Below are 25,712 nucleotides of genomic sequence, written 5' to 3'. Positions count from 1 at the left end.
TTGCGTTACCCCGGAGCGAACCCCTTTCGTCCCTCTCCGGAGATCAGACCGATGTCGCTGCTCGGCTCGATGAACACCGCGATCAGCGGCCTTACCGCCCAGGCACGGGCGCTGGGCCATGTCTCGGACAATGTCGCCAACAGCCAGACCATCGGCTTCAAGCGCGTTGACACCGATTTCACCAGCTGGCTCACCCGCTCCAACAGTCGCCTGCATATGCCAGGTTCGGTGGAGGCGCGGCCGGACTACACCAATACGGTGCAGGGCACGGTCTCACAAAGTGAAAACCCCCTCTCGCTCGCCATCGCCGGCCAGGGCTTTTTCTCGGTCGCCCAGGCCCGCGGTGGCCAGGGCTCGACCGTCGTCTTCGACGAGCGGCAATTCTACACCCGTGCCGGCGACTTCTCGATGGATCGCGACGGCTACATGGTGAACTCGTCCGGCTACTATTTGCAGGGATGGGAGATCCAGCAGAACGGGGAGCCGGACCGCACCAACCTGGCGCCGATCCGGATCAGCGAGCTGGTCTACAACCCGCAGCCAACCACCACGCTGACCCTGGCTGCCAACCTGCCGGCGAATGCGGATATCGTGGCCACCGTGCCGACCGCCGCCCCCTGGGCCCCAACCGAGGAACCGGTCAGCAGCGTCATCCAGATCTTCGACGCGCTCGGCAACCAGCAGCAGGTGACACTCGACTGGTGGCGCCTGGATACCGACACCTGGCGGCTGCGCATCACGCCGGAGAATGACACGCTGGCGCCGGCCGATGGCATCTTCACCGATATCGACTTCGGCGGGCAGATCGCCGCCGGCCCGCCGGTGGTGGACGCGCCGGCTGGCACCATCTCCGCCATCACGCCGCTCAGCAGCACCTCTGTCCCGGCGATCGCGCCGACCGCGCTGGGTGACGCCGCCTCGCTCAGCTTCCAGGTGGATTATGGCTTCGGGCCCCAGGACATCAGCATCGGCCTGGGCGGCTTCGGCGTGGCGAGCGGCCTGACCAGCTTCTCCGGCACCGAATACACCCAGCGCGACTTCAGCCAGGACGGCGTGCCGCTCGGTTCCTATTCCGGTGTCACGGTGCGGGAGAATGGCGATGTCGCGGTGAATTACGACAACGGCCAGACCCGTGTCGTCGCCCGCGTCCCCGTCGTCGCCTTCAACGATCCCGACAAGCTCCAGCGCCTGGACGGCCAGGCCTTCCTGCGCACGGTCGAGAGTGGGGAGGCGCGGGTAACGGACCCGGCGACGAACGGCGTCGGCAAGCTGGTCACCAGCTCGCTCGAGCGGTCCAACGTCGATATCGCGGCTGAATTCTCGAAGCTGATCCTGGCCCAGCGCGCCTATACCTCCAACACCCGCATCGTGACCGCCAGCGACGAGATGCTGCAGGACACGATCAACATGAAGCGCTAGGCGATGCCGCCCCGCCGCCGGAGTGACCGGCCATGACGCTGGATCTCGCTCTGTCCGTCGCCACCGGCGGGCTGCGCTTGCTCGATCGCCAGATGGCGCGAGCGGCGGACGACATCGCCAATGCCGGCACCGTCGGCCACACCAGGAAAATCCTGGAAGGCAATTCGCTGACGGTGGCCGGCAACGGCCAGGGCGTGCGCGCCAATATCGCCACCCGCGACGTGGATCTCGCCGTGCAGGCCGCGCAATGGCGCGCCGGTGGCGATTCCGCGGCGGCCGGGCTGCGCGCGGAACTGCTCGGCGGCATCGAGGCGGCCCATGGCTCGCCGGAAGCCGGCGACAGCCTGGGCGGATTGCTCTCCGACCTGCAATCCAGCTTCATCGAATTGCGGGAAGCGCCTTCGGATGCGGTGCGGCGCAGCGCCGTGGTGACGGCGGCGACGACGGTGACGGACCGGTTGAACAACGTGTCCGATGCCATCGGCGCGGCGCGGCAGGACGCGCATGACACCCTGCGCGCCGAGGTCACGGCGCTGAACACCAACCTGTCCACCGTCGCCCGGCTGAACACCCAGATCAAGCAGGAGATCTCGGCCGGGCGCAGCAGTGCGGCGCTGGAGGATGAACGTGACCGGGCGATCGGCGATATCGCCGGCGCGCTCGACATCACGGTGATCCGCGCCAACACCGGGGAGGTGACGCTGGTGGCGCGGGGCGGCACGATGCTGCCGCTGGTGGAAGGCAGCAAACCCTTCTCGCTGGACCCCGCGACCATGGGCGCCCAGGCCTTCCACGGCAGCGGCGGCACGCTGCCAGGTGTCATGCTGAATGGCCGCGACGTGACGCGGCAACTGACCGGTGGGCGGATGGGCGCGGCGGCGGAGCTGCGCGACGCCACGCTGCCGCGGCTTCAGGCGGAGCTGGACATCGCCGCCTCCCAGCTCGCCTCCCGGATGGATGCGCAGGGGCTGACCCTGTTCACCGACACCGCCGGCACCGTGCCGGACCCGACTCAGCCCTATGCCGGCAGCGTGATGATCGGTTTCGCCGGCGCCATCCGGGTGAATGCCGCGGTGGTGGCGGACCCGACATTGCTGCGCGACGGCACCCATGCGGTGGTCGGCAGCCCCACGGGTCCGGGCGACTTCACGCCGAACCCCACGGGCGGCCCCGCCGGCTTCTCCACCCTGCTCGACCGCGTGCTGGATTTCAGCTTCGGCGCGCAGCAGGCGGAAGGCGTGGCCCAGCCCGGCTTCGCCACCGGCGGGCTGGGACCGGATGGAACGCTGTCCTCCCCCCTGTCGGGGCTGACGACGCTGACGCAATACGGCGCGGCGCTGGTCGCTGAGCAGACCGGCCTGCGCGCCGCCGCCAGCGGTGCCGCCGAACGCGCCGGCAGCCTGCAGCAGATGCTGTCGGAACGGATGGCCGAGCGATCCGGCGTCGATGTCGATGCCGAGGTCGCGGCGATGGTGCAGTTGCAGACCGCCTATGGCGTCAATGCGCGCGTCATCTCCACCATCCAGGCGATGTGGGACGCGCTGTTCGCCTCGGTTCGCTGAAATAGGGAAATCAGGCCATGTCGATCATCGGCAGCATCGGCAATCTCGCGCTGGACCAGGCGGTGCTGCGGCTGCGGCTGGACAACAGCTCACGCCAGGTGTCCACCGGCCAGAAGGCGGAGGTCTATGGCGGGCTGGGGACGGAAGCGCGGCGCAGCATCGATCTGAGCGGCGAGGTCGGCCGGCGCGATTCCTATTCCAATGCCGCCGACCGCGCGATGGGCCGCGCCGCAGCGACACAGACCGTGCTGAGCCGCCTGCAGAACATCGCCGCGGAGCTGGGGGCGGAAGCGCTGCGCGCCCGCACCATGGTCGGCACCGGGGCGGAGGCGCTGGCCAAGACCGCCGCGGCGGCGCTGGAGGAGGTGGCAGCGCTGCTGAACACCCAGCACAGCGGCGACTACCTGTTCGGTGGATCGGACGTGACCTCGCCCCCCGTGCCGAACGCGGCCGATATCACCACTGGCCCGATGGCCACCGCCATCGCGACGGCCGTCGCTGGCCTGGACGCGACCAATGGCGCGACGGTGATCGCCGATACCGTGACCGCGGCGACCGACGCCGCCAGCACCCCCTTTTCGGCATTCATGGAAGGCGCCGGCAGCACAGAGCCGGCCCGCGCCGTGCAGATCTCGGACGGGGAGCGCGCGGTGATCGGGGTCTTCGCCAACCGCAACCAGGATGGCGAGCTGACGGCGAGCTGGGGCCGCGAGCTGATGCGCAACCTGGCGGTGCTGGCCGCGGTGACGCCAGCCATGGCGGAGGAAGGCGGTGGCTGGAGCGATCTGATGGACGACGTGGCCACCTCGCTCGGCGGTGCCGCGACCGCCGTGGCCAATGAACAGGCCGTGCTGGGCGCCGCCTCGCAGCGAATCGAACGGACGCAGGACTGGCACAAGGACACGGTGGTGGCGCTGCGCACCCAGCTCGGATCGCTGGAGGAAGTGGACCTGGCGCAGGCCTCGGCGGAGGCGAGCCAGCTGAAAAGCCGGCTGGAAGCCTCCTATGAAGTCACCGGCATGCTGTCCCGCCTGTCGCTCGCGACGCTGCTGCGGTGACGATCTCCGGTGATATCACCACAACCTTGCCGCCCTTCAACCCTGGTTAACGCCAATACGGGAAGATGCAGAGGCGTGGTGCGATCCGCCGTGGCGGCGCGAAGCATCGGGCAAGCTCGAAGGAACGAGCCTGTGGCAAGAGGCCATGGTGGCGAAAAACTCGCGACGGTCGGCATGCGCCGGCGCCACGGCATGGCGGCCACTTTCCCGCCATTCTGCCGAAAAATTTGGGAGACTGGCATGTCCACGTTGGTGCTCGAGATGCGGGCCGGCGAGTTGATGGTGGTAAATGGCGCCTCGCTGCGTTTCCGCAGCAGGACGCGGGTCGAGCTGGTTGCAAAGGCGCGATTCCTGTTCGGCAAGCAGGTGATGTCGCCCGAAGGGGCGAACACGCCTTCGCGTCGGATCTATTTTGCCCTGCAATGCGCCTATGTCGGGCCGGAGGAGGAGCGTGAGGCGGCGATGGCCGACGCGCACCGCCTGGTGGCCGAGTTCCAGGAGGCGACGACCTCCGACATGGCGCGCCAGCTGCTTGAGCGTTCGCTGGCGCTGGCCGAACAGGATGAATGGTACCAGGCGCTGCGCCTGGTGCGGCATGTGATGCGGCATGAGGCGACGGTGCTGGGCCTCGATGCCCAGACCGGGCTGCCGGCCGCGGCGGGGATTGCGGCGGCGGTGGCGGCGAAGGCCGCCGCGGAACGGCCGCATCTCGATTAGTTTGCATTTTGGCCGTTGGCGGGCCGCGGACTTTACCGCGGATTCACCAACAGCGGTCAGGATGCTCAGGAAGGCTCGCGGTCGCGGGTCTGCAAGACCGGTCGGAGATGGTGCCGTGACGGCACTGAATCACCGGTCCCGCGAACGGAAGGCAAAAGGCCCCCCCGCGCGCGGAACGTCGATTGAAGGAGATGGGGACAATGTCCTCCGTCAACACCAATGCCGCCGCCATGGCGGCGATCCGCTCGCTGAACAATATCGGCAAGGACATGGGCAAGACCCAGCAGCGGATCGAGACCAATCTGCGCATCAGCAAGGCCGATGACGACCCCGCCGTGTTCTCCATCGCGCAGAACATGCGCGCCGACCTGAACGGCATGACGGCGGTGAAGGACAGCTTGAAGTTCGGCAAGTCCGCGCTGACCGTGGCGCGCGACGCGGCGACTCAGATCTCCGACGAGCTCGGCCGCCTGAAGCAGACCATGACGCAGGGCCAGCAGCAGGGCCTGGATGCGGAGCAGATCAACAACCAGATCACCAACGCGCTCCAGAACATCGACGCTTTCGCCAATTCCGCCACCTTCAACGGCGTGAACCTGCTGGTGAACGGCCTGACCGTGGAAGGCGTGACCAATACCTCGGTCGACATCGTCCGCGACATCCAGGGCTCGGTCACCGCGGTGGTCGGCACCGACAGCACGTCCGCTGGCCTCGACCTGACCGGCCTGTCCGTCACCTCCGCTGCCCGTACCGTCACCTTCGACGACACGCTGGCGCCGGCCAATGGTGAAGTGCTGACCGTGACCGTGCAGCGCGACCTGGACAACGACCCGACCACGGCGCTGGAAGACGTGGACCTGGTCTTCGAATTCAGCGATGGCTCCGCCGCGCTGGGCACCACGCCGGACCCGAACACGCGCGTCTATGACGTGCAGTTCGAGACGACGGACAGCCCGCTGACGCGCGTGACGGCACTGATCACCCGCATGAAGGAAGCGGGCCTCGATGCCGGCCTGAACAATGACGGTGAGCTCTACATCCGCGGCAATTCGCAGGATGTGACCACCGACATCACCGGCGCAACGGTGGAAGCCGCGCCGGCGGCCGGCACCGGCCAGGATGAGGCGATCGCGCTGGTTGAAGGCGCGATCGACCTGATGGGCACGCGGCTGGCCAATCTCGGCGCCAACATCCGTCAGGTCGATGGCCTGACGACCTTCACCACGCAGCTGAATGACTCGATCAAGGAAGGCCTCGGCGCGCTCGTCGATGCGGACCTGGCGGAGGAAAGCGCGCGGCTGACCAGCCTGCAGACCAAGCAGCAGCTGGCGACCCAGTCGCTGTCCATCGCCAATGAGCAGAGCCAGTCGCTGCTGAGCCTGTTCCGCTAATCCATGAAGGGCGCGCTGGCCTTGCTGGCGCGCCCACCCCCCATTCCGTGCCGGAGGATCCATGAGCGTCGCGCGCTACGCCGCCACCCAGAACGCCACCGCCTCCCCGCGCGAAATCGAATTGCGCGCCTTTCGCTATGTCAACGGGTTGTTATCCGTGGCCAGCGGCACGCGTGCGCGGGCCATCGCTCTGGAAAAAGCGCATCGGCTCTGGTCCATCCTGATCAACGACCTCGGCTCGCCCGGCAACAAGCTGCCGGCGGAGCTGCGCGGCAACCTTGTCTCGCTCGGTCTCTGGGCGCAGCGGGAGACCAACCTGCGGCTGGATGACGGCGGCAGCCTGGAGCCGCTGATGGCCCTGCATCGCGACATGATCGACGCGCTGGAAGCCCAGCGCGGCCTCGCCCCGCCGCCCTCCACCCTCAACGCCTCGCCGATGGCCGCCTTCACCAGTCGGGTCGCCTGAGATGCTGCCGGGCCTCGGCGCGCTGACGGCCCTGAATGTGGCGCAGCGCGAAGGTGCCGGGCTGCAGGCGCGCTTCGCGGCGCGCAAGGACAATGCGGCGGCGATGGAGCGCTTCCGGGAAGCCGCCAGCGTCCACACCGATGTGGAGTCGCTGCTGAAGGACCGACGCACCCTGCAAGTGGTGCTGGAGGCCTTCCAGCTGGAAGGCGAGATCGACAAGCGCGGCATCCTGCGCAAGATCCTGACCGAGGATCCGGCCGCCGAGGGCAGCCTGGCCAACAAGCTGACCGACCGCCGCTGGCGCGAACTGGCCAAGGCCTTCGCCCAGCGCGAGACCTCCGAACTGACCACCACCCAGGTCGCCGCGCTGGCGACGACGGCCGTGCAGGCCATGTCCCTGGCGAAGGTCGCCGGGCTGACGGCCGAACAGGTGACGGCGCTCGGCACGGCGCAGGTCCGGGCCCTGAGCACCGGCCAGGTGCAGGCGCTCGGCACGACCGGCATCGCGGCGCTGGACGCCGTGGATGTGAAGGCGCTGGAGGCGGACCAGGTGGCCGCGCTGCGCCCCTCCCAGATCGCATCGCTGTCCACGCGGCAGATCGTGGCGATCGATGCGGCGGATATGGGTGGGATCGGCGTGGCGCAGATGCGCGCGCTGGCGACGACGCAGATCGCCGCCCTGTCCACCGGCCAGCTCGCCGCGTTGGGCACCGAACAGCTTGCCGCCTTGTCGCAGAGCCAGGCGCGGGCGCTTTCCGTTGAACAGCGGGCGGCGCTCAGCACGTCCCAGACCCGCGCGCTCGCCACCTCCGGCCTGCCCACCTCGGCGGAGGAAGCGGCGGCGGCGGCGCTGGAACAGACCTCCCCCTTCGCCGACCCCGCTTTGCTGGACCAGCTTGTCGCGGATGCGATGACCAATCGCTACGAGAAGGCGATGGGCGATTCCAACGCCGGCCTGCGGGAAGCGCTGTATTTCATCCGCAATGCGTCGAAGGTCACCACCATCTCGGAGCTGATGACCGACAAGGCGATGACGACGGTGGTGCGCGGGGCGCTCGGGCTGCCGGACAGTTTTGGCCTGCTGGAATTCGACCAGCAGAAGTCGATGCTGACGCAGCGCGTGAAGCTGGAGGATCTGCAGGATCCGAAGGCGGTGGCGAAGATGGCGCAGCGCTATCTGGTTCTGGCCGCGCCGGCCCAGACCAACAGCAGCCCGGTGCTGGCGCTGTTCGGCGGCGGCTCCACCTCGCTCAACAGCCTGATCGGCAGCAGCCTGTCCCTCAACATCTGACGGCGGGCAAGCCGGCGGAGGTTCCGTGCGGCGGCGCGGCGGCTGCACAGTGGCGGCGGCGCGGAAATTCCATGCATCATCAGCGCGGCGGCTTAACAGCAGCGCCAGCGCGAAAGGCTCAGAGGCAGGCCTGATGGGCACCGCCGGCGGATAGGCCGCCGGCGCCGTGCCCCTCAGCTGGTGACGTCGACCCCGGAATCGGCCGACTTGTCAGGCGCCGGCAGTGGCGGGTTGCGGTAGGCGTCGATCTCCCGCGGCGTCGGGATGCTCTGCCGCACCTCGCCGTCCGGCTCACGGAATTCGGTCACCACCAGTTGCAGCGCGGGCTCGATGCGCATCTGCGTCGCCGGCGCCAAGGGAGCAGGCCGGGCCTCGGCGATGGGCGGCGCGCGTGGCGGCTCGGGCGCGGGACGCACGGCGCCGACGGATGAGGTGGCACTCAGCATCACGGGATTCCTCTCAAAGAACGAAGCAATGCTGCATATAATGCGACGAACCTTGAGAAAGCATGAATTGCGCGAAGGCTTCCATTGCCCGCCCGCGAAAGGGCCGCCCGGGGGTTGCCGAGCCCCATCAGGGGGTTGATGGTGTGGTGCAGCAAGACGGCGCCCAGTGACCATCAGCACCCCCTCCGCCTCCTCCGTCCGCAACCACCTCCTCACCGCCGCCGTGGCCTCAGGGGGTGGGGCCATCGCCTGGCTTCTGCACATTCCCCTGCCCTGGATGCTGGGTGCCATGGCCGCCACCGGCGCCCTGGCCTGGCATGAACGCGCCGTGGTGGCCCCGCCGGTGCGGCCCGTGGCCCTGCTGCTTCTCGGCCTCGGCCTCGGCCAGACCTTCACCACCCCGGTGCTGGCGGCACTGGCCACGGCGCTGCCCTGGCTGGTGCTGGCGGCGTTGGTCAGCATCATCGTCGGCGCGCTGGTGGCGCGGGCCTTCGCCCGCATGGCGGGGACCGATGCGCGTACCGGCTACTTCTCCGCCGTGCCCGGCGGCGTCATCGTCATGGCCGTGCTGGCGCAGCGCGCGGGGGTTTCGGTGCCGTCGGTCACCTTGGCGCAGACCATCCGCGTCATGGTGGTGGTGGTGATCTTCCCGCCGCTGATCACCTGGCTGGCGCCAAGGGGCGGGGCCGGCGCCTTTTTCGCGGAACGCCCGGCGGTGGATCTGGCGGGGCTCGCGGTGCTGATGGCGGCGGGGCTCGGCGTCGCGCTGTTGATCCGGATGCTGAAGCTGGCCAATCCCTGGATGCTCGGCCCCTGCCTGCTGGTCATCCTGCTCTCGGCCTTCCAACTGCTGCCCTCCGGCGTTCCGCTCTGGATGATCGACGTGGCACAGATCGGCATGGGCGCCGGGCTGGGCGCACGGATGAACAAGCGCTTCCTGCTGAGCTCGCGCCGTCTGGCGCTGGCCTCGGTGGGGTCCACCATCCTTCTCTCGGCGCTGATGGCGGCGCTCGGGATCGCGCTGGGGCTGATTTCCGGCCTGCCGCCGGCAGCGGTCGTGCTCGGCATGGCGCCCGGGGGGATGCCGGAGATGACGATCACCGCCAAGGCGCTCGACCTGGCCGTGCCGCTGGTGCTGGGCTTCCACCTGGTGCGGACGGTGGCCTGCAATCTGCTGGTCGGCCCAGTCTGGACAGTGGCGGAGCGCATCGGCCTCGGCGGCCCCCGCAAGGAGGAGTAACGCGCTCGGCTCAGCTCGCCCGGTAATTCAGCCGGCTCTGCAGCCACAGCCGATAGGAAAGCGCCGCCTCCGGCCCCGGGCATAGCGTGCCGAGCAGCAGCGTCGCCGCACCGGGACCGAGCCGGCGGCTGCCGGCTTCCGGCACATCCGGCGCCTCCTCCGCCCAGCTCTGGGCGGCGCCACGCCACATCGCCACGATATTGGCCGAGGTCAGCGCCGGCAGCACGAGCAAGGCCTGGCTGCGCAGGGCGGCGCCGGTGGCACGGACGGCCTCCAGCAGATCCGGGCGTGTCGGGTCGGCAAGCACTTCGCCCAGCGCCGGCACGTCCGGCATCGCCGCATCGCGGGCATGGCCGGGGGCGTCGAAGGCAAACAGCGGCACCAGGCCGAGCGCCGCGGCGCGCGCCACCGCCCCGGTGCCGCAGAGCACCATCGCATCCGCCGCGCCTTCGCGGATCGCGGAATCGGTCAGGCCCGCATTCGGCCCGGGATCGATCGGCAGGCCGAAGACCGGCGCGGCGGGGCGGCCGAGCAGGTCCAGCGCCAGCAGCGCCCCGGCTTCCGGCGATGCCGGCCCGGACAGGGCCAGTCGCAGCGTTGCGCCCCGGCGCAGGCCGGGACGGATGGCGAGCAGGCTCGGACGCTCATTGCCGCAGATGGCGGGCCAGTGGCGCGGCTCGAACCGCGCCCGGGTATCGCCCACCAGCTGGGCCTGCACCGCCAGGCCCGGCAACAGCAGCAGCATCGGGCCATCGCCGGCGCTGGAGGAGGCGAAGCGGTTCGCGGCGGTGATGCCATCCGGCCCGCCCAGCACCGAAACCCGCAGCGCCGTCGCCTGCACCAGGCCGCGGGCCAGGGTCGAAGCCGCACGGGCGGCGAGCCGGGCGCCCAGCCCATCCTCCGGCCCCGCCGCCAGCAGCGTCGCGGCTTCCGGCACGGGGACCGCGACAGGGGCGGGGGCCGGCGCGGCGCGCGCCGGACATGCCAAGGCCGCGAGCGCTGCCACGATGCCGTGGCCCACTGCTCGCCGGGTCGGGTCCCTGTCTCCCATCCCACCGGCCTTCATGGCAGGCAGCTAGCCGCCCAAATGGGGCAGAAGCGTGGCAAGGCCAACGTCAACTGTCGTAGGTCATGAGCGACTCGAAGGGCACGTCGATACGCGCCCGGCCGCCCAGGAAGCTCAGCTCGATCAGAGTCGCCGCGCAGGGCACCACCGCGCCGGCCTGACGCAACAGGGAAATGCCGGCGGCCAGCGTGCCGCCGGTGGCCAGAAGATCGTCCAGCACCACCACGCGGTCGCCCGGCTTCACCGCATCGGCCTGCATCTCGATGCGGTCGGTGCCGTATTCCAGGGCGTAGTTCAGGCCGATGGTCAGGCCGGGCAGCTTGCGCGGCTTGCGCAGCATGACGAAGCCCAGGCCGAGCTCCAAAGCCAGGGGCGCCGCCACCAGGAAGCCGCGGCTTTCGATGCCGGCCAGCAAAGTGGGCTGATGCGGGCGGATCACATCGGCCAGCCGGGCCATGGCGGTGCGCCAGGCGGGGCCATGCCGCAGCAAGGTGGAGATATCCAGGAACATGATGCCGGGCTTCGGGAAGTCCGGGATGCCGCGGATATGGTCCTTGAGATCAATGCTCGGGTCGCCGGCGAGGCGGGCGGGATGTGTGTCGGCCATGCTGCGCTTCGGATGCTCCCTGCCGCGGCGCCGCGGCCAGGCCCGACCGTGCTGCCGCGTGGCGGGAAACTAGGCGGACAGGGCGGGGGCGGCAACCTTTCGCGGGCAGCCGCCCGCCCCCCGCCCGGATCGGTCGCTACGGCACCTCCGCCGGCAGGCCCGCCCAGGCCTCCTCCGGCGTGAAGCGATGCGGCAGCAGGCCCTGTTCGGCGCAATAGTCGATGGCCAGCGCCAAAGCCGGGCGCAGTTCCGCCCGGCTGCGCACCGCGGCCCCCGACTCGCGCAGCATGCGCAGCAGCTCCGGCACGAGGGACGGGTCGCTCTCCACCACATCGCGCCGCATGACCACCAGATGGTTCAGCGGCAGGAAGCCGTGCTTCGCCTTGAAGGCGGCGCCCGCGGCCTGGGCATCGGCGAAGACCGGCCGCAGATCCGGCGCATCCGGCATGTCATTGCCAAAGATCGCCGCATCCGCCGCGCCGGAGCGCAGCATGGCCAGCAGGTCCGGCCCATCGGGCGCCGCGCGCGTCACCCAGGGCGGATCGCTGAATTCGGCGACATGCGCGCCCTCAAAGGTGGTCCAGCGCTGCTGGTTCGCCTTCACCCCGAAGGATTCGGCCAGGCTGCCGCGCAGCCACATGCCGGTGGTCTGGCTATAGGCCCGCACCGCGATATGCGCGCCGGCGAGATCCGCCGGACCCTGGATCGGGCCGTCCTTGCGGCAGAGCATCGCGGCTTCCTGCGCGCGCTCCACCAGCACCACGGGCAGCAGCACCAGCGGCTTGTCATAGGCGCGGGCCATCAGGAAGGTGGCGATCGCCATCTCACTGACCTCGAATTTCCCCGAACGCACCATCGGCGCGAAGGCCTTCGAGATCGGCGCGACCTTTTCGAAGTCCAGCCGCAGCTTGCTGGAGGGAATTTGTCCCTCCAGCAGAGCCTTGGTGCCCGCATAGCTACCGAGCGCCGTCTTCAGAACGCGCAAATCAGTCACGATAGCTGGGGTCCAACCGGTCCAGCTTGCGCAGCAGGCCCGGCCATTCCATCACGCCATAGGGGCGGCGCGTGCCGGGCTGGTAGTTTTTCCAGGTGGCGTCCACCACCGCCTGCGGCACCTCCACCAGCTTCTGGCCGGTGGCCTGGGCGGCGAGCTGCGCGCGGCAGGACAGTTCCAGCCGGTGCATGGCGTTGAAGGCCTCGCCCACCGTCTTGCCGACGGTCAGCAGCCCGTGATTGCGCAGGATCAGCGCGTTGTTGTCGCCCAGGTCGCGCACCAGGCGTTCCTGCATCTCCAGGTCCAGCACCACGCCTTCATAGTCGTGGTAGCCGATCTTGGCGAAGCGCATGGAGGTCTGGTTCATCGGCAGCAGCCCGCATTCCAGCGAGGATACCGCCATGCCCGGCCAGGTATGGGTGTGGATGACGCAGGCGATCTCGTGGCTCGCCTCATGGATCGCGCCGTGGATGACGAAGCCGGCGCGGTTCACGCCGTAGCCCAGCTGGTTGGGGAATTCCGGGCGCATGAGCACATTGCCCTTCACGTCGATCTTCACGAGCGACGAGGCGGTGATCTCCTCATAGAGCATCCCGTAGGCGTTGATGAGAAACGCATTGTCCTCGCCCGGCACACGAACAGAAATGTGGTTCGCCGCCATGTCGGACATGCCGTAGAGGTCGATCAGGCGGTAGCAGGCGGCGAGGTCGATGCGGGCCTGCCATTCCTCCGGCGAGACGCGGTCGCGGAGCGAGGGGATGATGAAGCGGTCGGGACTGTCGGGCATGGGCTTGATCTCCGGTCAGGTCACTCAGGCAGGGCACCCGCGATGCGCACGATCTCACGCCAGCGGGTGATCTCATGCGCCAGGAAGGTGCGGAAGGCATCAGGGCCGTTGCCGACCGGGTCGGCGCCCTGTTCGATCATGGATTGCGCGATGCGTGGCTGCTGCAACACGGCATGCACATCGGTGACGATCTTGTCGATGACGGGCTGCGGCGTGCCCGCCGGCGCCACCATCCCGAACCAGGAGGAGGCGTCGAATTCGCGGTAGCCCAACTCCACCATGCTCGGCACATCCGGATTGGAGCGCGACCTTTCGACGGAGGACACAGCCAGCGGCCGCAGCCGCCCGTCGCGGATATGCCCCATGACGGAGGGGATGGTGGCGAACATGAAGTTCACCCGCCCGGCCAGCAGATCGTTCAGCGCGACGGCGCCGCGATAGGGCACATGCAGCGTCTGGATGCCCGCCATGTGGTCCAGCATCACGCCGGACAGATGCGCGGAGGTGCCAACGCCGGTGGAGCCATAGCTGAGCGCGCCGGGCCGGCGCTTCGCCTCCGCCACCAGCCCCGCCACGTCGCGGATGGGCGAGGCCGCCGGCACCACCAGGATGTTCGGCACGCCCGCCAGCAGCGTCACCGGCGCGAAGTCGCGCAGCGTGTCATAGGGCATGTTCTTGACCAGCGACTGATTCACGGCCAGCGGCCCGACCGAGCCCACCAGCAGCGTGTAGCCATCGGGCGCGGAGCGGGCGACATGCTCGCTGCCGATATTGCCGCCGGCACCGGGCCGATTCTCGATGACGACGGACTGGCCCCACATCTCGGTCAGTGAGGCGCCGACCAGACGGGCGATGATGTCGGTGGTGCCGCCGGGGGTGAAGGAAACGATGAAGCGCACCGGTCGGCTCGGCCAGGCCTCCTGCGCCCGCGCGCCCGGCGCGGCAAGCGTCAGAAAGGGAAGGGCCAGCGCAGCGCGCCGCGAGATGGTCATGGTCACGTTCTCCCGACGGGCGATCGTGCCGCCGCCCGTTTCAGCCCGGCAGAATGCGCCGGGCGCTCTCATGCGACAAATGGAAAGAATGAGCGGGGTGTTTCCTATTTTGCATCTGTCACGCCAAATCTGTCACGCCAGCCCCAGCCGCCGTGCCGCCAGCACGCGGTACAGCCGGTCGCCCCAATGCGCCTCCTCGCACAGCGCCGAATAGGTGAGCGAGACGTCGTGCTCGTCGTCGGAAGCGCAGGCGGCGGCGGTGATCTCCGGCCAGTCGGGCACCGGCAGCCGGCGCAGAGCCTCCGCCGCCGCCTCATCCAGCGGCAGCGGGCAGCCCATCTTGGGATAGACCGAGGCGATGGCCTGCCAGAAGAAGCGGATGGCGCGCTGCTGGTCGGCCGGGTCCAGCACCGGCAGGATCAGGCGCAGCCAATGCGTGCCGGTCAGCGCATGCAGGGCGCAGAAATCGAGCGTGCCGGCGAAGAGCAGCAGGGAGTCCTTCGCCATCTTCGGAATCGTGTCCGGCCCCACCGCCAGCCAGTCATGCACGGCCGCGAATTCCGGCATGGCGGCGGTGCGGCGCATGGCGTGCCACAGCAGCCCGTCATCGAATTCCATCGCCTTCAGCGCAGGCTGCGCGCCGACTTCCAGCAAGACGCCGGCGGGCCGGTCGGTGATGGGCGCGGCACTGATCCCCTCGCCCAGCGGGAGATAGGTGGTGGCCCAGTACCCCAACGCCGTGGCGACCTCCGCCTCCTCCTCCGACAACGTCGCATAGGCCAGGCGCATCAGCGCATGCAGGGCGGAGGCGGCGATGCCGGGCAGCAGCCGGGGCAGATAAAGGCGCTGCAAGGCCCGCGCATCGCCCAGCCGTTCCAGCTCCGCCAGGAAGAAGGCCCGATAGGCGGCCTCCGCCCGCCGGTCGCCCAGCCGCGCGGTCCAGTCCTCGCGCCGGATTTCGCCATCCGCCGGCGCCATAGGCCCCAGCTTCAATTCCTGGATGTAGTTGGACAGGAAGCGCCGTGCCGCCGCCTCCCCGCCGCCCAATTGCCGCTGCGCCCAGAGCACCATCGGCGTGTGATTGGCGAAGGCCCCACCATATTCGGCGCTCAGGCCACGCGCCTCGGTCAGAGCGTCGGGCGCCTCCAGCAGGGTCGTGTCGCTCATGCCGCGGTCTCCGATGGGGTGCCCGAACGGGCGCGCCTGGTGCATCCTCCCGCCATCGGTGGCGGAGGTCCAGCATGGGTTCAGGCTTGTTACAGGGTCGCCGCGCGCTGGTGACGGGCGCGGGCACCGGCATCGGCGCGGCCATCGCCGTGGCGCTGGCGGAGGCCGGCGCCCAGGTGGCGGTGACCGATCTGGATGGTGCCGCCGCGGCGCGGGTGGCCCAGGCCATCGGCCCGGCGGCGATGGCCCTGCCTTTGGACGTGACCGATGCCGCCGCCACGGAAGCGACCTTCGATGCGGCGGAGGCAGCGATCGGGCCGATCGACTGCCTCTGCGCCAATGCCGGCGTTTCCACCATGCGGCGCGTCCCGGACCTCACTGAGCAGGACTGGGATTTCAACATGAATGTGAATGCCAAGGGCGTCTTCCTGACCAACCGCGCGGCGCTGCGGCGCTGGCTGCCGCGCGGCACCAAGGGCAGCATCGTCAACACCGCCTCGCTGGCCGCCAAGATCGGCGCGCCGCTGCTGGCGCATTACTCGGCCAGCAAATTCGCCGTGGTCGGCTTCACCCAGGGCCTGGCACGGGAAGTCGCCGCCAGCGGCATCCGCGCCAATTGCGTCTGCCCCGGCTTCGTGAAGACCGGCATGCAGGACCGCGAAGTGGAATGGGAGGCGGCGCTGCGCGGCATGACGCCGGAGGCGGTGATCGCCGAATACATTGCGCTGACACCGCTCGGCCGGCTGGAAGTGCCGGAGGACGTTTCCCGCGTTGTCGTCTTCCTGCACAGCGACCTGGCGCGCTTCATGACCGGCCAGGCGGTGAACGTCACCGGCGGCGTCTACACGACTTGAAAGGCCCTACCGTGCTGCTCAGCCTGAACAAACCCATCGTGGCGATGGTGCATTTCCTGCCCCTGCCCGGCGCCTCCGCCTACGACACCGCCGGCGGCATGGCCAAGATCCGCGATGCGGCGAAGCGCGACATCGCGGCCTTGCAGGCGGGCGGTGTCGACGCCGTGATGTTCGGCAATGAGGGTGACCGCCCCTATCGCACCAAGGCCGCGCCCGCCGGCCTCGCGGCCATGGCGGCGCTGGTAGGAGAGCTGAAGGCGGAGCTGTCGGTCCCCTTCGGCGTGAACTACCTCTGGGACCCCGTCGCCACCGTGCAGCTCGCGGCCGCCACCGGCGCCAGCTTCGCGCGCGAAATCTTCACCGGCGTCTATGCCTCCGACATGGGACTCTGGGCGCCAGATGCGGCGGCGGCGCTGGAGGAACGGGCACGGCTCGGGCGCCAGGACCTGACGCTGCTGTTCAACATCAATGCGGAATTCGCCGCGCCGATGGACACGCGGCCGATCGAGACCCGGGCGAAATCGGCAGTGTTCTCCTCCCTCGCCGATGTGGTCTGCGTTTCCGGCGGCATGACCGGCGAGGGTGTGCAGCTTTCCGAATTGCAGCGCGCCAAGCAGGCGGTCGGCGCCACACCGGTCTTCGCCAATACCGGCGTAAGGCTTGACACGGTGCAGGACATCCTGGCCACCGCCGATGGCTGCGTCGTCGGCACGCATTTCAAGCAGGGTGGCGACACCTGGGCGCCGGTCGATGGCGCACGCGTGAAGCGCTTTATGGACCACGTCCGCGGCTTTCGATGAGCATCGTACTCGGCCTGGACATCGGCACCACCTCCACCATCGGCATCTTGGTGGAGACGGGCGGGCGCGTGTTGGCGCTGGCCGATGCGCCCACCACGCTGCACGCGCCGCATCCCGGCTGGGCGGAGGAAGACCCGGAGGAATGGTGGCGCAACACAGCCACCGTCTGCCGCGCGCTGCTGGCGCAATCCGGGGTAGCGCCAGGCGATGTGCAGGCCATCGGCGTCAGCGGCATGGTGCCGGCGATGGTGCTGCTGGACGCCGAGGGCCACCCCATGCGCCGTGCCATCCAGCAATCCGACGGCCGCTGCGGCGCCCAGGTCGCCGAGATTGCCGCCGAGGTGGATTCCGAAAAATTTCTGGTACGCACCGGCAATGGCATCAACCAGCAGCTTCTGGCGCCGCGCCTGCGCTGGCTGGCGCGACACGAGCCGGAGATCTTCGCCCGCATCCACACCGTGCTCGGCAGCTATGACGAGATCACTCGCCGCCTGACAGGTGTCGCTTCGCTTGAGCGCAACTGCGCGCTGGAATCGGGCTTCGTCGATCTGGCGACCGATGCACTGGCCGATGACCTGATCGCCCTCGCCGGCATCACCCGCGCCCAACTGCCGCCTTTGCGCGCGGGGCATGAGGTGGTGGGCCATGTGACGACGCAAGCCGCCGCCTTCACCGGCCTGGCGGCGGGCACGCCGGTGGTGGCGGGCGCGGCGGACCATGTCGCCTCCGCCTTCGCCGCCGGCATCGCGCGGCCTGGCGATGCGCTGATCAAGTTCGGCGGCGCCGGCGACATCCTGCTGGCGACCGACCGGCCGATCCCCGATGCGCGGCTGTTCCTGGACTACCACCTGGCGCCCGGGCTGTTCCTGCCGAATGGCTGCATGGCCAGCAGCGGCGCGGTGCTGAACTGGCTCGCCGCCCTGCTCGGCCGCGACCATGCGGCGCTGGATGCGCTGGCGGCCGAAGCCCCGCCCGGCGCCGCGGGGCTGCTGCTGCTGCCCTATTTCCTCGGGGAGAAGACGCCGATCCACGACCCCGCCGCGCGCGGCACGCTGGTCGGCCTCGGCCTGCATCACGCGCCGGGCCATATCTGGCGCGCGGCGCTGGAAGCGGTGGCCTTCGGCTTCCGCCACCATGTCGAGGTGGCGCGGCAGATCGGCTACCCTGTCACCCGCCTCATCGCCTCCGACGGCGGCACGCGCAGCGCCGTCTGGATGCAGGTGGCGGCGGATGTGCTGGGGATGGAGTTGCACCTGCTGGAAGGCCATCCCGGCTCCTGCCTCGGCGCCGCCTATGTCGCCGCCATGGGCATCGATGCCCTGCCCGACTGGCAGCAGATGCCGCGCTTCGTCCGGCCCGGGCGCGTGGTGGTGCCGAACCCGGCGGCGAACGCCACCTACGACGCCGCCTTCCCGGTCTGGAAGGACCTGTACCTGTCGCTGAAGCCGCTCTACCCCCGGCTCAGCTGGTAGCGCAGTCCACCACCCGCCAATCCTGGCCGCGCGGCAGGTCGAGCCGCCGCTGGCTGGTGACATACAGCCGCTCCACCGTCCCGGCCGGGCCGGGCGTGCCGACCTTCTCCCCCCGGCCGTTATGGATGCCGAGCCGCGTGCCGGCATAGCGGCGATGCGGTACCTCCAGCACCTGCAGGAAGCCGCGCCCCGCCAGCATCCGCTCCAGCGTCGCGCGGTCCAGAAAGCCCTCCGCCCCGAAGGACACGATCAGGGTCGGCGCCCGCAGCGCCGCCACAAGCTGGGCAAAGGCCGGGCCGATGCCGGCGCGGGTGTTGAAGGCGCTGCGATGGCTACGGCAATCCAGGCGCTTCCGCGCCCGGCCATAGACCTCCGGCCGATCCCAGCGGACCAGCGTCTCCCACAGATGGTAGTTGGCGAGATAGGCGTGCTGGTCATAGGGCGGGTCGAGATAGGCGACCTCGCAATCGACGGAACCGGCCAGCCCCACCGCATCCTCCCCCAGTGCCAGACAGGGGCCGGCGGCGGGGCGGGGCAGCAATTCCGGCAGGCGCAGCGCCAGCGGCTTCAGGGCGCGCGGCGCCAATTCCCGCAGGAAGGACATCTGATGGCCGGGGCTGTTATCCACCCGGTCCGCCGCCTGCACCAGGGCGGTCAGCAGCACCGCCTCCAGCTCCGGCTCCGGCTCCAGCCGCGCGATCGCCTGGCGCATCGCCTCCAGCCGCGCGGCGTTCACCGGATGCAGATAGCGGGCCTGGACGGCATAGGTCTCGGTGAACCAGCCGGGGTCGGGCGGCAGATGCGACAGCTCCGCCAGAATCTTGCGCGCCCGCTCCCCCCAGACCTCCAGATCGGCCTGCACCACGCCGCGCGCCAGGGTCGCAGCAAAGCGCAACTCATCATTCGCCAGCACCCGCCAGCCGGAGGCCTTCAACGCATGCGCCACCCGGGCGGACCCCGAAAACAGATCCGCCACAACGGCCCGTTCCCCCGCCGCAGCCCCCACCGCCCCCAGGATCGCCCCCAGCAGCGCCTTCTTCGACCCCAGGTATTTTATCAGGCTGCCGCTCCCGGGTTGCCTGGCGGGCCGGCGACCTTGCCAATCGGACTACGGCTGGAATGGCAGAGAAGGCGGCGCGCGCACTTCAGCGCGCCGAGGCCGCGAATGCGGCACGCGCCCAAACCATCAATGCGGCCGGGCGCAACAGTGCACCGGCGCGAAGGCAAGGCGGCGGAGCCGCCGCCCGCCGCTTGAGGGCAATTAAATATGCAAAGCGCGGCCGTCGACAGCCAAGGCGGCTTCCTTCACGGCCTCGTTCAGGGAGGGGTGGGCGTGGCAGGTGCGGGCCACGTCCTCGGCGCTGGCACCGAATTCCATGGCGACGGCGATCTCGGCGATCAGCGTGCCGGCATCGGCGCCCATGATATGCGCGCCGAGCACACGGTCGGTGGTCTTGTCGGCCAGGATCTTCACGAAGCCGTCGATGTCGCCCATGGCGCGGGCGCGGGCATTGGCGGTGAAGGGGAACTTGCCGACCTTGTAGGCGACGCCGCGGGCCTTCAACTGCTCCTCGGTCTCGCCGATGCTGGCGACCTCCGGCCAGGTGTAGACCACGCCCGGAATGGCGTTGTAGTTCACATGGCCATGCTGGCCGGCGAGGATCTCGGCCATGGCCACGCCCTCCTCCTCCGCCTTATGGGCGAGCATCGGGCCGACGATCGCGTCGCCGATGGCGAAGATGCCGGGGACATTGGTGGCGTAATGCGCGTCGGTCACGACGCGGCCGCGCTCATCCAGTGCCACGCCGATTTCCTTCAGGCCGAGCCCGCCGGTGAAGGCGCGGCGCCCGATGGCGACCAGCACCACATCGGCCTTCAGCGTCTCCGCCGCGCCGCCCGCCGCCGGCTCCAGCGTCAGGGTCACGCCGTCCTTGTCCTTGCTGGCGCCGGTGACCTTGGTCTTCAGCTTCGTCTTGATGCCCTGCTTGCCGAGGACCCGTTCGAACTGCTTGCCCACTTCGCTGTCCATGGTCGGCACCAGACGGTCGAGGAACTCCACCACCGTCACCTCGGCGCCAAGCCGGCGCCAGACGCTGCCAAGCTCGAGCCCGATATAGCCGCCGCCGATGACGACAAGGTGGCCCGGCACCTTCTCCAGCTCCAGCCCGCCGGTGGAGGTGACGATCTGCTTCTCATCCACCTCGACGCCCGGCAGCGGGATGCTCTCGCTGCCCGTCGCGATCACGATGTTCTTGGCGGCATAGGTGGTGCCGGCGACGCTGACCTGGCCCGGAGCGGGGATGGTCGCCTCGCCCTTCAGCCAGGTCACCTTGTTCTTCTTGAACAGGAACTCCACGCCCTTGACGTTGGCGGAGACGACCTCGCCCTTGCGCGCCTGCATGCGCGCCAGGTCGATCTTCACGCCTTCCACGATCACGCCGTGATCGGCCAGCTTGTGCTTGGTTTCCTCGTAATGCTCGGAGGAGTGCAGCAGCGCCTTGGAGGGGATGCAACCGACATTGAGGCAGGTGCCGCCAAGTGTCGCCCGCTTTTCCACGCAGGCCACCTTCATGCCGAGCTGCGCCGCGCGAATGGCGCAGACATAGCCGCCGGGGCCGGCGCCGATGACGATAAGGTCGAAGCTCTCGGACATGAAGGTGATCCTGCGAATGCTGCGCGGACCATAGCCCGCGTCCCGCAGGGTGCAAGTCGCGGCAAGATCGCAAGCGCGATCAAGCCGGCATCAGGCAGGATGGAGATGCAAAAGGATTCGCGGATGGCGACGAAACTTCTCACCCAACGGGATTATGGCAAGCGCATCGCCCGCGCGATCGCCCTGATCGCCGCCGATCCGGCCCGCAATCCGGGGCTGGAGGAGCTGGCGGGGGCGGCTGCCTTCAGCCCCTATCACTTCCACCGCATCTACCGAGAAATCACCGGCGAAACGCCGGCCGAGACCCTGGCGCGGGAGCGTCTGTCCCGTGCCGCCGGGCTGCTGGCGCGCGGCGGGCTGTCCGTCGCCGCGGTGGCCAAGGCCAGCGGCTATGGCTCCGCCGCCGCCTTCACCCGCGCCTTCCGCGCCGCCTATGGCATCCCGCCCGCCGCCTATCGCGATTCCGGCGGCATCGGTCACCGCCTGCCCCCGCACCCGCCCGAGGAGCCCGCCATGTTCCCGATCGAAATCCGCCAGGAACCGCCACTGCGGCTGGCCTGCGTGACGCATCGCGGTGCCTACAACGCCATCGGCACCGCCTTCGACCGCATCAAGGCCTGGGCCGCCGCGCGCGGCCTGGTCGGTCCGGCGCCCCGCTTCCTTGGCCTGTATCATGACGACCCCAGCAGCGTGGCGGAGAAGGACCTGCGCGCCGAGGCCGGCATTGTGGTGCCAGAGGGCGTACCAGAGGGCGTGGAAGGGTCGGAGGGTGTGACGATCCGCGATCTGCCCGCCAACCGCTTCGCCGTGCTGCTGTTCAAGGGCCCCTATGCCGAGCTGGAACGCGCCTACACCTGGCTGTACCGCGACTGGCTGCCTTCCAGTGGCGAGGAACCGGCGGATGAGCCGGTGCGGGAGGATTACCTGAACGACTGCCGGGGCCTGCCACCCAGCGAATGGCTGACGGCGGTGATGCTGCCGTTGCGGCCCCGCGGCATGTCCGCCACGTGATCCGTGCCATGCCCCGCCGCGCGCTGCTCGCCGCCAGCCTCGCCACGCCCGCCGCCGCCCAGGCCCCGTGGGGCCGTGCGACGCCGGCGGAGGGCGGCTTCGTGGCTGATCTGGCGGAGCGGCTGGATTTCGGCATCCGGTCGGGCCTGCTGCGCGGGCTGCACGGCGTGTTGCTGGCGCGGGACGGGCGCATCCTGCTGGAACGCTACGACGATGGCCCGGACGAGGCCTGGGGCCGGCCGATCGGCCAGGTGGCGATGGGGCCGGAGGTGCTGCACGATCTGCGCTCCGTCACCAAAAGCATCGTCGGCCTGCTCTATGGCATCGCGCTGTCGCGCGGCCAGGTGCCGCCGCCGGAGGCGCCGCTCTATCCGAACTTCCCCGAATTCGCCGACCTCACCGCCGATCCCGCGCGGTCCGGGATGCGGGTGGAGCACGCGCTGTCCATGACCATGGGGCTGCGCTGGGACGAGAGCGGGTCCTATCTGAATGCGCTCAACAGCGAGATCGCGATGGAGCAAGCCCGGTCGCGGCTGCGCTACGTGCTGGAACAGCCGGTGGCGACGCCGCCGGGCCAGCGCTGGACCTATAGCGGCGGCGCCACGTCGGTGCTCGGCGCGTTGATCACGCGCGGCAGCGGCCAGTCCCTGCCGAATTATGCGCGGGAGGCGCTGTTCGGCCCGCTCGGCATTGCGCAGTTCGAATGGCACGGCCGGGCAGCGGGCGAGGAATCCGCCGCCTCGGGCCTTCGGCTGACCCTGCGCGACCTGGCACGAATTGGCGAGATGGTGCGGCAAAGCGGGGCGGTGGAGGGCAGGCAGGTGGTGCCGCGCGACTGGATCGCCGCCTCGACGCGGCCGGTGATCGCCACCGGCGACGGGCTGCATTATGGCCGGCATTGGTTCATCGGCCGCGACGCCCCGGGCGCGGGCCCACCGCAGCCCTGGTTCGGCGGCTTCGGCAATGGCGGACAGCGGATCTGGATCATGCCGGCGGCGGGGCTGACGCTGGCGATCTTCGCCAGCCGCTACAATGCGCCGGACGCCTGGGTGGCGCCCACGCGCGTGTGGCGGGAGATCGTGCTGGCCAACCTGCTGCGATAGGCGTCCGGTTCAACCGGGGATGCGGGCGATAACCTTGATCTCGAACTCATAGCCGGAAAGCCAGGTCACGCCCACAGCGGTCCAGTTCGGGTAGGGCGGGCCGCCAAAGGCCTTCAGCCGCTCGGCCGCCACCGTCTCCAGCTGACGTTCGGGGTCGGTGTGGAAGGTGGTGACATCCACCACATCCTGGAAGCCGCAACCGGCCGCCTTCAGCACCGCCGCGAGATTGGCGAAGGCCTGGGCGACCTGACGGGCGAAGTCCGGCTCCGCCGAGCCATCCTCGCGGCTGCCGACCTGGCCCGAGACGAACAGCAGATCGCCGGAGCGGATCGCCGCCGAATAGCGGTTGGTCTCATAAAGGGCCTGGCGGCCGGCGGGGAAGATCGCTTCGCGTGTGGTCATGTGTCGTTCCATCCAGATGGCGGGACCGGCCCGCATTGCGGTGATGGCGCGCGAAAGATATACGCGCCGTATGTCCAACTGAGGACATACGCGGCGTATGTCAATTGCGGAGGTGCCGGTGGTGGCGCGACGGCGGGCGCAGATGGTGGAGGAAACGCGCGCCCGGCTGATCCACGCCGCCCGAAGGGCCTTCGCCACGCAGGGCTATGCGGCGGCCTCGATGGATGAGCTGACGGCGGAGGCCGGGCTGACGCGCGGCGCGTTGTACCACCACTTTGGCGACAAAACCGGGCTGCTTCAGGCGGTGGTGGACCAGATCGACGCCGAGATGGCGACCCGCCTGGCGGAGGTGCGGGACCGGGCGCCGAATGCCTGGCAGGGGCTGCTCGATGAATCGGTGGCCTATATCGAGATGGCGCTGGAGCCGGAAATCCAGCGAATCATGCTGCTGGATGGTCCAGCCGTGCTCGGCGACCCGTCGGGCTGGCCAAGCCAGAATGCCTGCCTGCGCACCACCACGCAGACCATCCAGGGGCTGATCGACCAGGGCATTGTCCAGCGCCTGGATGCCGAGGCGGCGGCCCGGCTGCTGAACGGCGCCGCGCTCAGCGCCGCGCTGTGGATCGCCGCGGCGCAGGACGCGCCTGTTGTGCTGGCGAAATCCGTGCAGGCCTTCCGCAGCCTCGCCACCGGCCTGCTGCGCCGGGCGGAGGGTGACGGTTAAACCGCGAAGACCCGGATCAACACCGCCTCGGGCCGCCTTTCGCCCAGGCCGACGAACAGACTTCGGGTGAGCCACATATGCGCCGGGGCCGCTGTCTCGAAGGCCGGGGCGGTGCGGAAATAGACCCGCCCGGGCGGCACCGGCTCGCCACGCAGCAGCCGCGCCATATCCTCCGGCGCCGCATGGCGCAGGCCGCGATTGGTCACCTGCACCAGCGCGCCATCGGCCAGGCGCAGCGTGTAGCGCGCCTCGATCTCCGCCACGCCATCGGGGCGGATGAGCTGGAAGTCGGCGCCGCCGGGCAGCACCTCGCCCGAAAGCCGCGGCCCTTCGATGCGCCCACCCAGAATCGGCACGATGCGCCGTTCCCCCAGCGGCCCGGCGCCAAGCGAGACCGGCGGGCCCACCGCCACCTCCGCCAGCGCCACGAATTCGGAAGCCAGTGCCGCGCTTTCCATTGCCGATGCGTCCCCAGTCTTGCTTATTATGCAACATAACAATCAAGGAGGACCCGTCCATGCGCCATATGCACCTGCCGCGCCGCGCCTTGCTGGCCACCGCCGCCCTGCTGCCCTTCTCCGCCCGCGCCGCCCTGCCCGAACGGCCGATCCGCCTGGTGCTCGGCTTCCCGCCGGGCAGCGGCCCGGATGTGGTCGGGCGCCTGCTGGCGGAGGCACTGCGCGAGGCCTGGCCGGCCGGCGTGGTGGTGGACAACAAGCCCGGCGCCGCCGGCGCCATCGCGGCGCAGGAGGTGGCCCGCGCCGCGCCCGATGGCACCACGCTGCTGTTCGGGGAGGTCGGCCAGCTTGCCATGGCGCCCAGCACCTATGCGCGCCTGCCCTACGATCCGGCGCGCGATTTCGCCGCGGTGGCGGAGGTCGCGGCGATCGACTTCGCCTTCGTGGTCCCGGCCAGCCTGCCGGTCGCCGATCTCGACAGCTACGTCGCCTGGGGCAAGTCGCGGCCGCAGGTCTTCATGGGCACCTTCGGCGCCGGCACGCCCGGCCATTTCGGCGCCGCCATGCTGGCCGCGGATGCCGGGCTGCGGGCGGAGGCGGTGCATTTCCGCGCCACCGGCGACGCCATGGCCGCGATCCTGGGCGGCGATGTGCAGGGCATGTTCGGCACCATCGCCCTGGTCGCGCCGCATGTGCAGGCGGGGCGGCTGAAGGCGCTGGCCGTCACCGGGCCGGCGCGCGCGCCGCTGCTGCCGGACGTCCCCACGGTGACGGAGTTGCGCCGCCCGGGCCTGGCCTTCCACGCCTGGTTCGGCCTGGTGGCCCCGGCGGCGACGCCCGCGCCGGTGCTGGCGGCGCTGGAGGAAGGGGTGCTGCGCGTGCTGACCGCGCCGCCGCTGCGCGCCCGCCTGGCCGAGACCGGCTTCCGGCCCGCCGGCAATGGCCGCGTGGATTTCGCACGGATGATGCAGGCGGAGACGACACGCTGGGCGGAGGTGGTGCGCGCCACCGGCTTCCGCGCCATCGAGTAGC

26 protein-coding genes are annotated in these 25,712 nt (G+C 69.9%); 15 read left to right on the top strand and 11 right to left on the bottom strand.

Annotation, left to right across the window (positions count from 1 at the left end; genetic code table 11):
* Window positions 1-51: 51 nt before the first annotated feature.
* The 7 genes from ACVFYP_RS26430 (at window position 52) to ACVFYP_RS26400 (ending at window position 7,904) form a co-directional block, all read left to right on the top strand.
* Window positions 52-1,419, top strand: coding sequence for a flagellar hook protein FlgE (locus ACVFYP_RS26430; RefSeq protein ID WP_499203169.1), 1,368 nt, complete (start codon window positions 52-54; stop codon window positions 1,417-1,419).
* A gap of 32 nt (window positions 1,420-1,451) precedes the next feature.
* Complete coding sequence (locus ACVFYP_RS26425; RefSeq protein WP_499203168.1) at window positions 1,452-2,981, top strand: flagellar hook-associated protein FlgK; 1,530 nt, start codon at window positions 1,452-1,454, stop codon at window positions 2,979-2,981.
* A 17-nt stretch (window positions 2,982-2,998) separates the two neighbouring features.
* The gene (locus ACVFYP_RS26420; protein WP_499203167.1) at window positions 2,999-4,039 is read left to right on the top strand and encodes a flagellin; all 1,041 of its coding nucleotides are present in this window, start codon (window positions 2,999-3,001) and stop codon (window positions 4,037-4,039) included.
* 240 nt (window positions 4,040-4,279) lie between these two features.
* Window positions 4,280-4,756, top strand: a complete 477-nt coding sequence (locus ACVFYP_RS26415) for a flagellar biosynthesis repressor FlbT (protein ID WP_499203166.1) — start codon at window positions 4,280-4,282, stop codon at window positions 4,754-4,756.
* Between the two features lie 200 nt (window positions 4,757-4,956).
* Window positions 4,957-6,147, top strand: coding sequence for a flagellin N-terminal helical domain-containing protein (locus ACVFYP_RS26410; RefSeq protein ID WP_499203165.1), 1,191 nt, complete (start codon window positions 4,957-4,959; stop codon window positions 6,145-6,147).
* A 61-nt stretch (window positions 6,148-6,208) separates the two neighbouring features.
* The gene (locus ACVFYP_RS26405; RefSeq protein WP_499203164.1) at window positions 6,209-6,613 is read left to right on the top strand and encodes a flagellar biosynthesis regulator FlaF; all 405 of its coding nucleotides are present in this window, start codon (window positions 6,209-6,211) and stop codon (window positions 6,611-6,613) included.
* A gap of 1 nt (window position 6,614) precedes the next feature.
* Window positions 6,615-7,904 carry a DUF1217 domain-containing protein gene (locus ACVFYP_RS26400; protein WP_499203163.1) on the top strand — a complete coding sequence of 430 codons (1,290 nt, stop codon included), beginning with the start codon at window positions 6,615-6,617 and terminating at the stop codon, window positions 7,902-7,904.
* A 173-nt stretch (window positions 7,905-8,077) separates the two neighbouring features.
* Here ACVFYP_RS26400 and ACVFYP_RS26395 read toward each other — a convergent pair whose 3' ends face one another.
* A complete protein-coding gene (locus ACVFYP_RS26395; RefSeq protein WP_499203162.1) occupies window positions 8,078-8,350 on the bottom strand; it encodes a hypothetical protein in 273 nt (90 codons plus the stop codon).
* Window positions 8,351-8,516: 166 nt separating this feature from the next.
* On the opposite strand from ACVFYP_RS26395, the gene ACVFYP_RS26390 reads away from it, so the two are divergent.
* Window positions 8,517-9,590 carry an AbrB family transcriptional regulator gene (locus ACVFYP_RS26390; protein ID WP_499203161.1) on the top strand — a complete coding sequence of 358 codons (1,074 nt, stop codon included), beginning with the start codon at window positions 8,517-8,519 and terminating at the stop codon, window positions 9,588-9,590.
* Window positions 9,591-9,600: 10 nt separating this feature from the next.
* Here the strand turns inward: ACVFYP_RS26390 and ACVFYP_RS26385 are convergent, their stop codons facing one another.
* From ACVFYP_RS26385 to ACVFYP_RS26360, 6 genes are all read right to left on the bottom strand, one after another.
* Window positions 9,601-10,596 (bottom strand): hypothetical protein, encoded by a 996-nt coding sequence (locus ACVFYP_RS26385; protein ID WP_499203160.1) that lies wholly within the window; start codon window positions 10,594-10,596, stop codon window positions 9,601-9,603.
* A gap of 109 nt (window positions 10,597-10,705) precedes the next feature.
* Window positions 10,706-11,221 carry an adenine phosphoribosyltransferase gene (locus ACVFYP_RS26380; protein ID WP_499203240.1) on the bottom strand — a complete coding sequence of 172 codons (516 nt, stop codon included), beginning with the start codon at window positions 11,219-11,221 and terminating at the stop codon, window positions 10,706-10,708.
* A 178-nt stretch (window positions 11,222-11,399) separates the two neighbouring features.
* Window positions 11,400-12,257: a substrate-binding domain-containing protein gene (locus tag ACVFYP_RS26375; RefSeq protein WP_499203159.1), complete on the bottom strand. Its 858-nt coding sequence runs from the start codon at window positions 12,255-12,257 to the stop codon at window positions 11,400-11,402.
* Complete coding sequence (locus tag ACVFYP_RS26370) at window positions 12,250-13,044, bottom strand: class II aldolase/adducin family protein (RefSeq protein WP_499203158.1); 795 nt, start codon at window positions 13,042-13,044, stop codon at window positions 12,250-12,252. The genes ACVFYP_RS26375 and ACVFYP_RS26370 overlap by 8 nt, the downstream gene beginning before the upstream one ends.
* A gap of 20 nt (window positions 13,045-13,064) precedes the next feature.
* Window positions 13,065-14,036: a Bug family tripartite tricarboxylate transporter substrate binding protein gene (locus ACVFYP_RS26365; RefSeq protein ID WP_499203157.1), complete on the bottom strand. Its 972-nt coding sequence runs from the start codon at window positions 14,034-14,036 to the stop codon at window positions 13,065-13,067.
* A 132-nt stretch (window positions 14,037-14,168) separates the two neighbouring features.
* Window positions 14,169-15,203, bottom strand: a complete 1,035-nt coding sequence (locus ACVFYP_RS26360) for a questin oxidase family protein (protein ID WP_499203156.1) — start codon at window positions 15,201-15,203, stop codon at window positions 14,169-14,171.
* An 86-nt stretch (window positions 15,204-15,289) separates the two neighbouring features.
* Here ACVFYP_RS26360 and ACVFYP_RS26355 point away from each other — a divergent pair, with 86 nt between their 5' ends.
* The 3 genes from ACVFYP_RS26355 to ACVFYP_RS26345 are packed head-to-tail and all read left to right on the top strand — an operon-like array spanning window position 15,290 to window position 18,329.
* Complete coding sequence (locus ACVFYP_RS26355; RefSeq protein ID WP_499203155.1) at window positions 15,290-16,057, top strand: SDR family NAD(P)-dependent oxidoreductase; 768 nt, start codon at window positions 15,290-15,292, stop codon at window positions 16,055-16,057.
* A gap of 11 nt (window positions 16,058-16,068) precedes the next feature.
* Window positions 16,069-16,857 (top strand): BtpA/SgcQ family protein, encoded by a 789-nt coding sequence (locus tag ACVFYP_RS26350; RefSeq protein WP_499203154.1) that lies wholly within the window; start codon window positions 16,069-16,071, stop codon window positions 16,855-16,857.
* Complete coding sequence (locus tag ACVFYP_RS26345) at window positions 16,854-18,329, top strand: FGGY-family carbohydrate kinase (protein WP_499203153.1); 1,476 nt, start codon at window positions 16,854-16,856, stop codon at window positions 18,327-18,329. Before ACVFYP_RS26350 ends, ACVFYP_RS26345 begins: the two co-directional genes overlap by 4 nt.
* On the opposite strand, the gene ACVFYP_RS26340 is transcribed toward ACVFYP_RS26345, so the two are convergent.
* Together ACVFYP_RS26340 and lpdA are read right to left on the bottom strand one after the other, a co-directional pair.
* A complete protein-coding gene (locus tag ACVFYP_RS26340) occupies window positions 18,319-19,377 on the bottom strand; it encodes a DNA adenine methylase (RefSeq protein WP_499203239.1) in 1,059 nt (352 codons plus the stop codon). The genes ACVFYP_RS26345 and ACVFYP_RS26340 overlap by 11 nt on opposite strands.
* A 213-nt stretch (window positions 19,378-19,590) precedes the next feature.
* On the bottom strand, window positions 19,591-20,982 hold the full coding sequence (gene lpdA / locus ACVFYP_RS26335) for a dihydrolipoyl dehydrogenase (protein ID WP_499203152.1): 1,392 nt from the start codon (window positions 20,980-20,982) through the stop codon (window positions 19,591-19,593).
* Between the two features lie 123 nt (window positions 20,983-21,105).
* Between lpdA and ACVFYP_RS26330 the strand changes: the two genes are divergently transcribed.
* Entirely contained in the window at window positions 21,106-21,993 is an 888-nt protein-coding gene (locus tag ACVFYP_RS26330; RefSeq protein WP_499203151.1) for an AraC family transcriptional regulator, read from the top strand.
* An 8-nt stretch (window positions 21,994-22,001) separates the two neighbouring features.
* A complete protein-coding gene (locus ACVFYP_RS26325; protein WP_499203150.1) occupies window positions 22,002-23,096 on the top strand; it encodes a serine hydrolase domain-containing protein in 1,095 nt (364 codons plus the stop codon).
* 9 nt (window positions 23,097-23,105) lie between these two features.
* Here ACVFYP_RS26325 and ACVFYP_RS26320 read toward each other — a convergent pair whose 3' ends face one another.
* Window positions 23,106-23,498, bottom strand: coding sequence for a RidA family protein (locus ACVFYP_RS26320; protein ID WP_499203149.1), 393 nt, complete (start codon window positions 23,496-23,498; stop codon window positions 23,106-23,108).
* Window positions 23,499-23,595: 97 nt separating this feature from the next.
* Between ACVFYP_RS26320 and ACVFYP_RS26315 the strand changes: the two genes are divergently transcribed.
* The gene (locus ACVFYP_RS26315) at window positions 23,596-24,222 is read left to right on the top strand and encodes a TetR/AcrR family transcriptional regulator (protein WP_499203148.1); all 627 of its coding nucleotides are present in this window, start codon (window positions 23,596-23,598) and stop codon (window positions 24,220-24,222) included.
* On the opposite strand, the gene ACVFYP_RS26310 is transcribed toward ACVFYP_RS26315, so the two are convergent.
* Window positions 24,219-24,680, bottom strand: coding sequence for a DUF3237 domain-containing protein (locus ACVFYP_RS26310; protein WP_499203147.1), 462 nt, complete (start codon window positions 24,678-24,680; stop codon window positions 24,219-24,221). The two genes, ACVFYP_RS26315 and ACVFYP_RS26310, sit on opposite strands and share 4 nt — an antisense overlap.
* A 59-nt stretch (window positions 24,681-24,739) precedes the next feature.
* On the opposite strand from ACVFYP_RS26310, the gene ACVFYP_RS26305 reads away from it, so the two are divergent.
* Window positions 24,740-25,711 carry a Bug family tripartite tricarboxylate transporter substrate binding protein gene (locus tag ACVFYP_RS26305; protein ID WP_499203146.1) on the top strand — a complete coding sequence of 324 codons (972 nt, stop codon included), beginning with the start codon at window positions 24,740-24,742 and terminating at the stop codon, window positions 25,709-25,711.
* Window position 25,712: the final 1 nt, after the last annotated feature.

The organism is Roseomonas sp. F4 (assembly GCF_053891155.1).
This window is presented reverse-complemented; position numbering and strand designations above follow the sequence as displayed.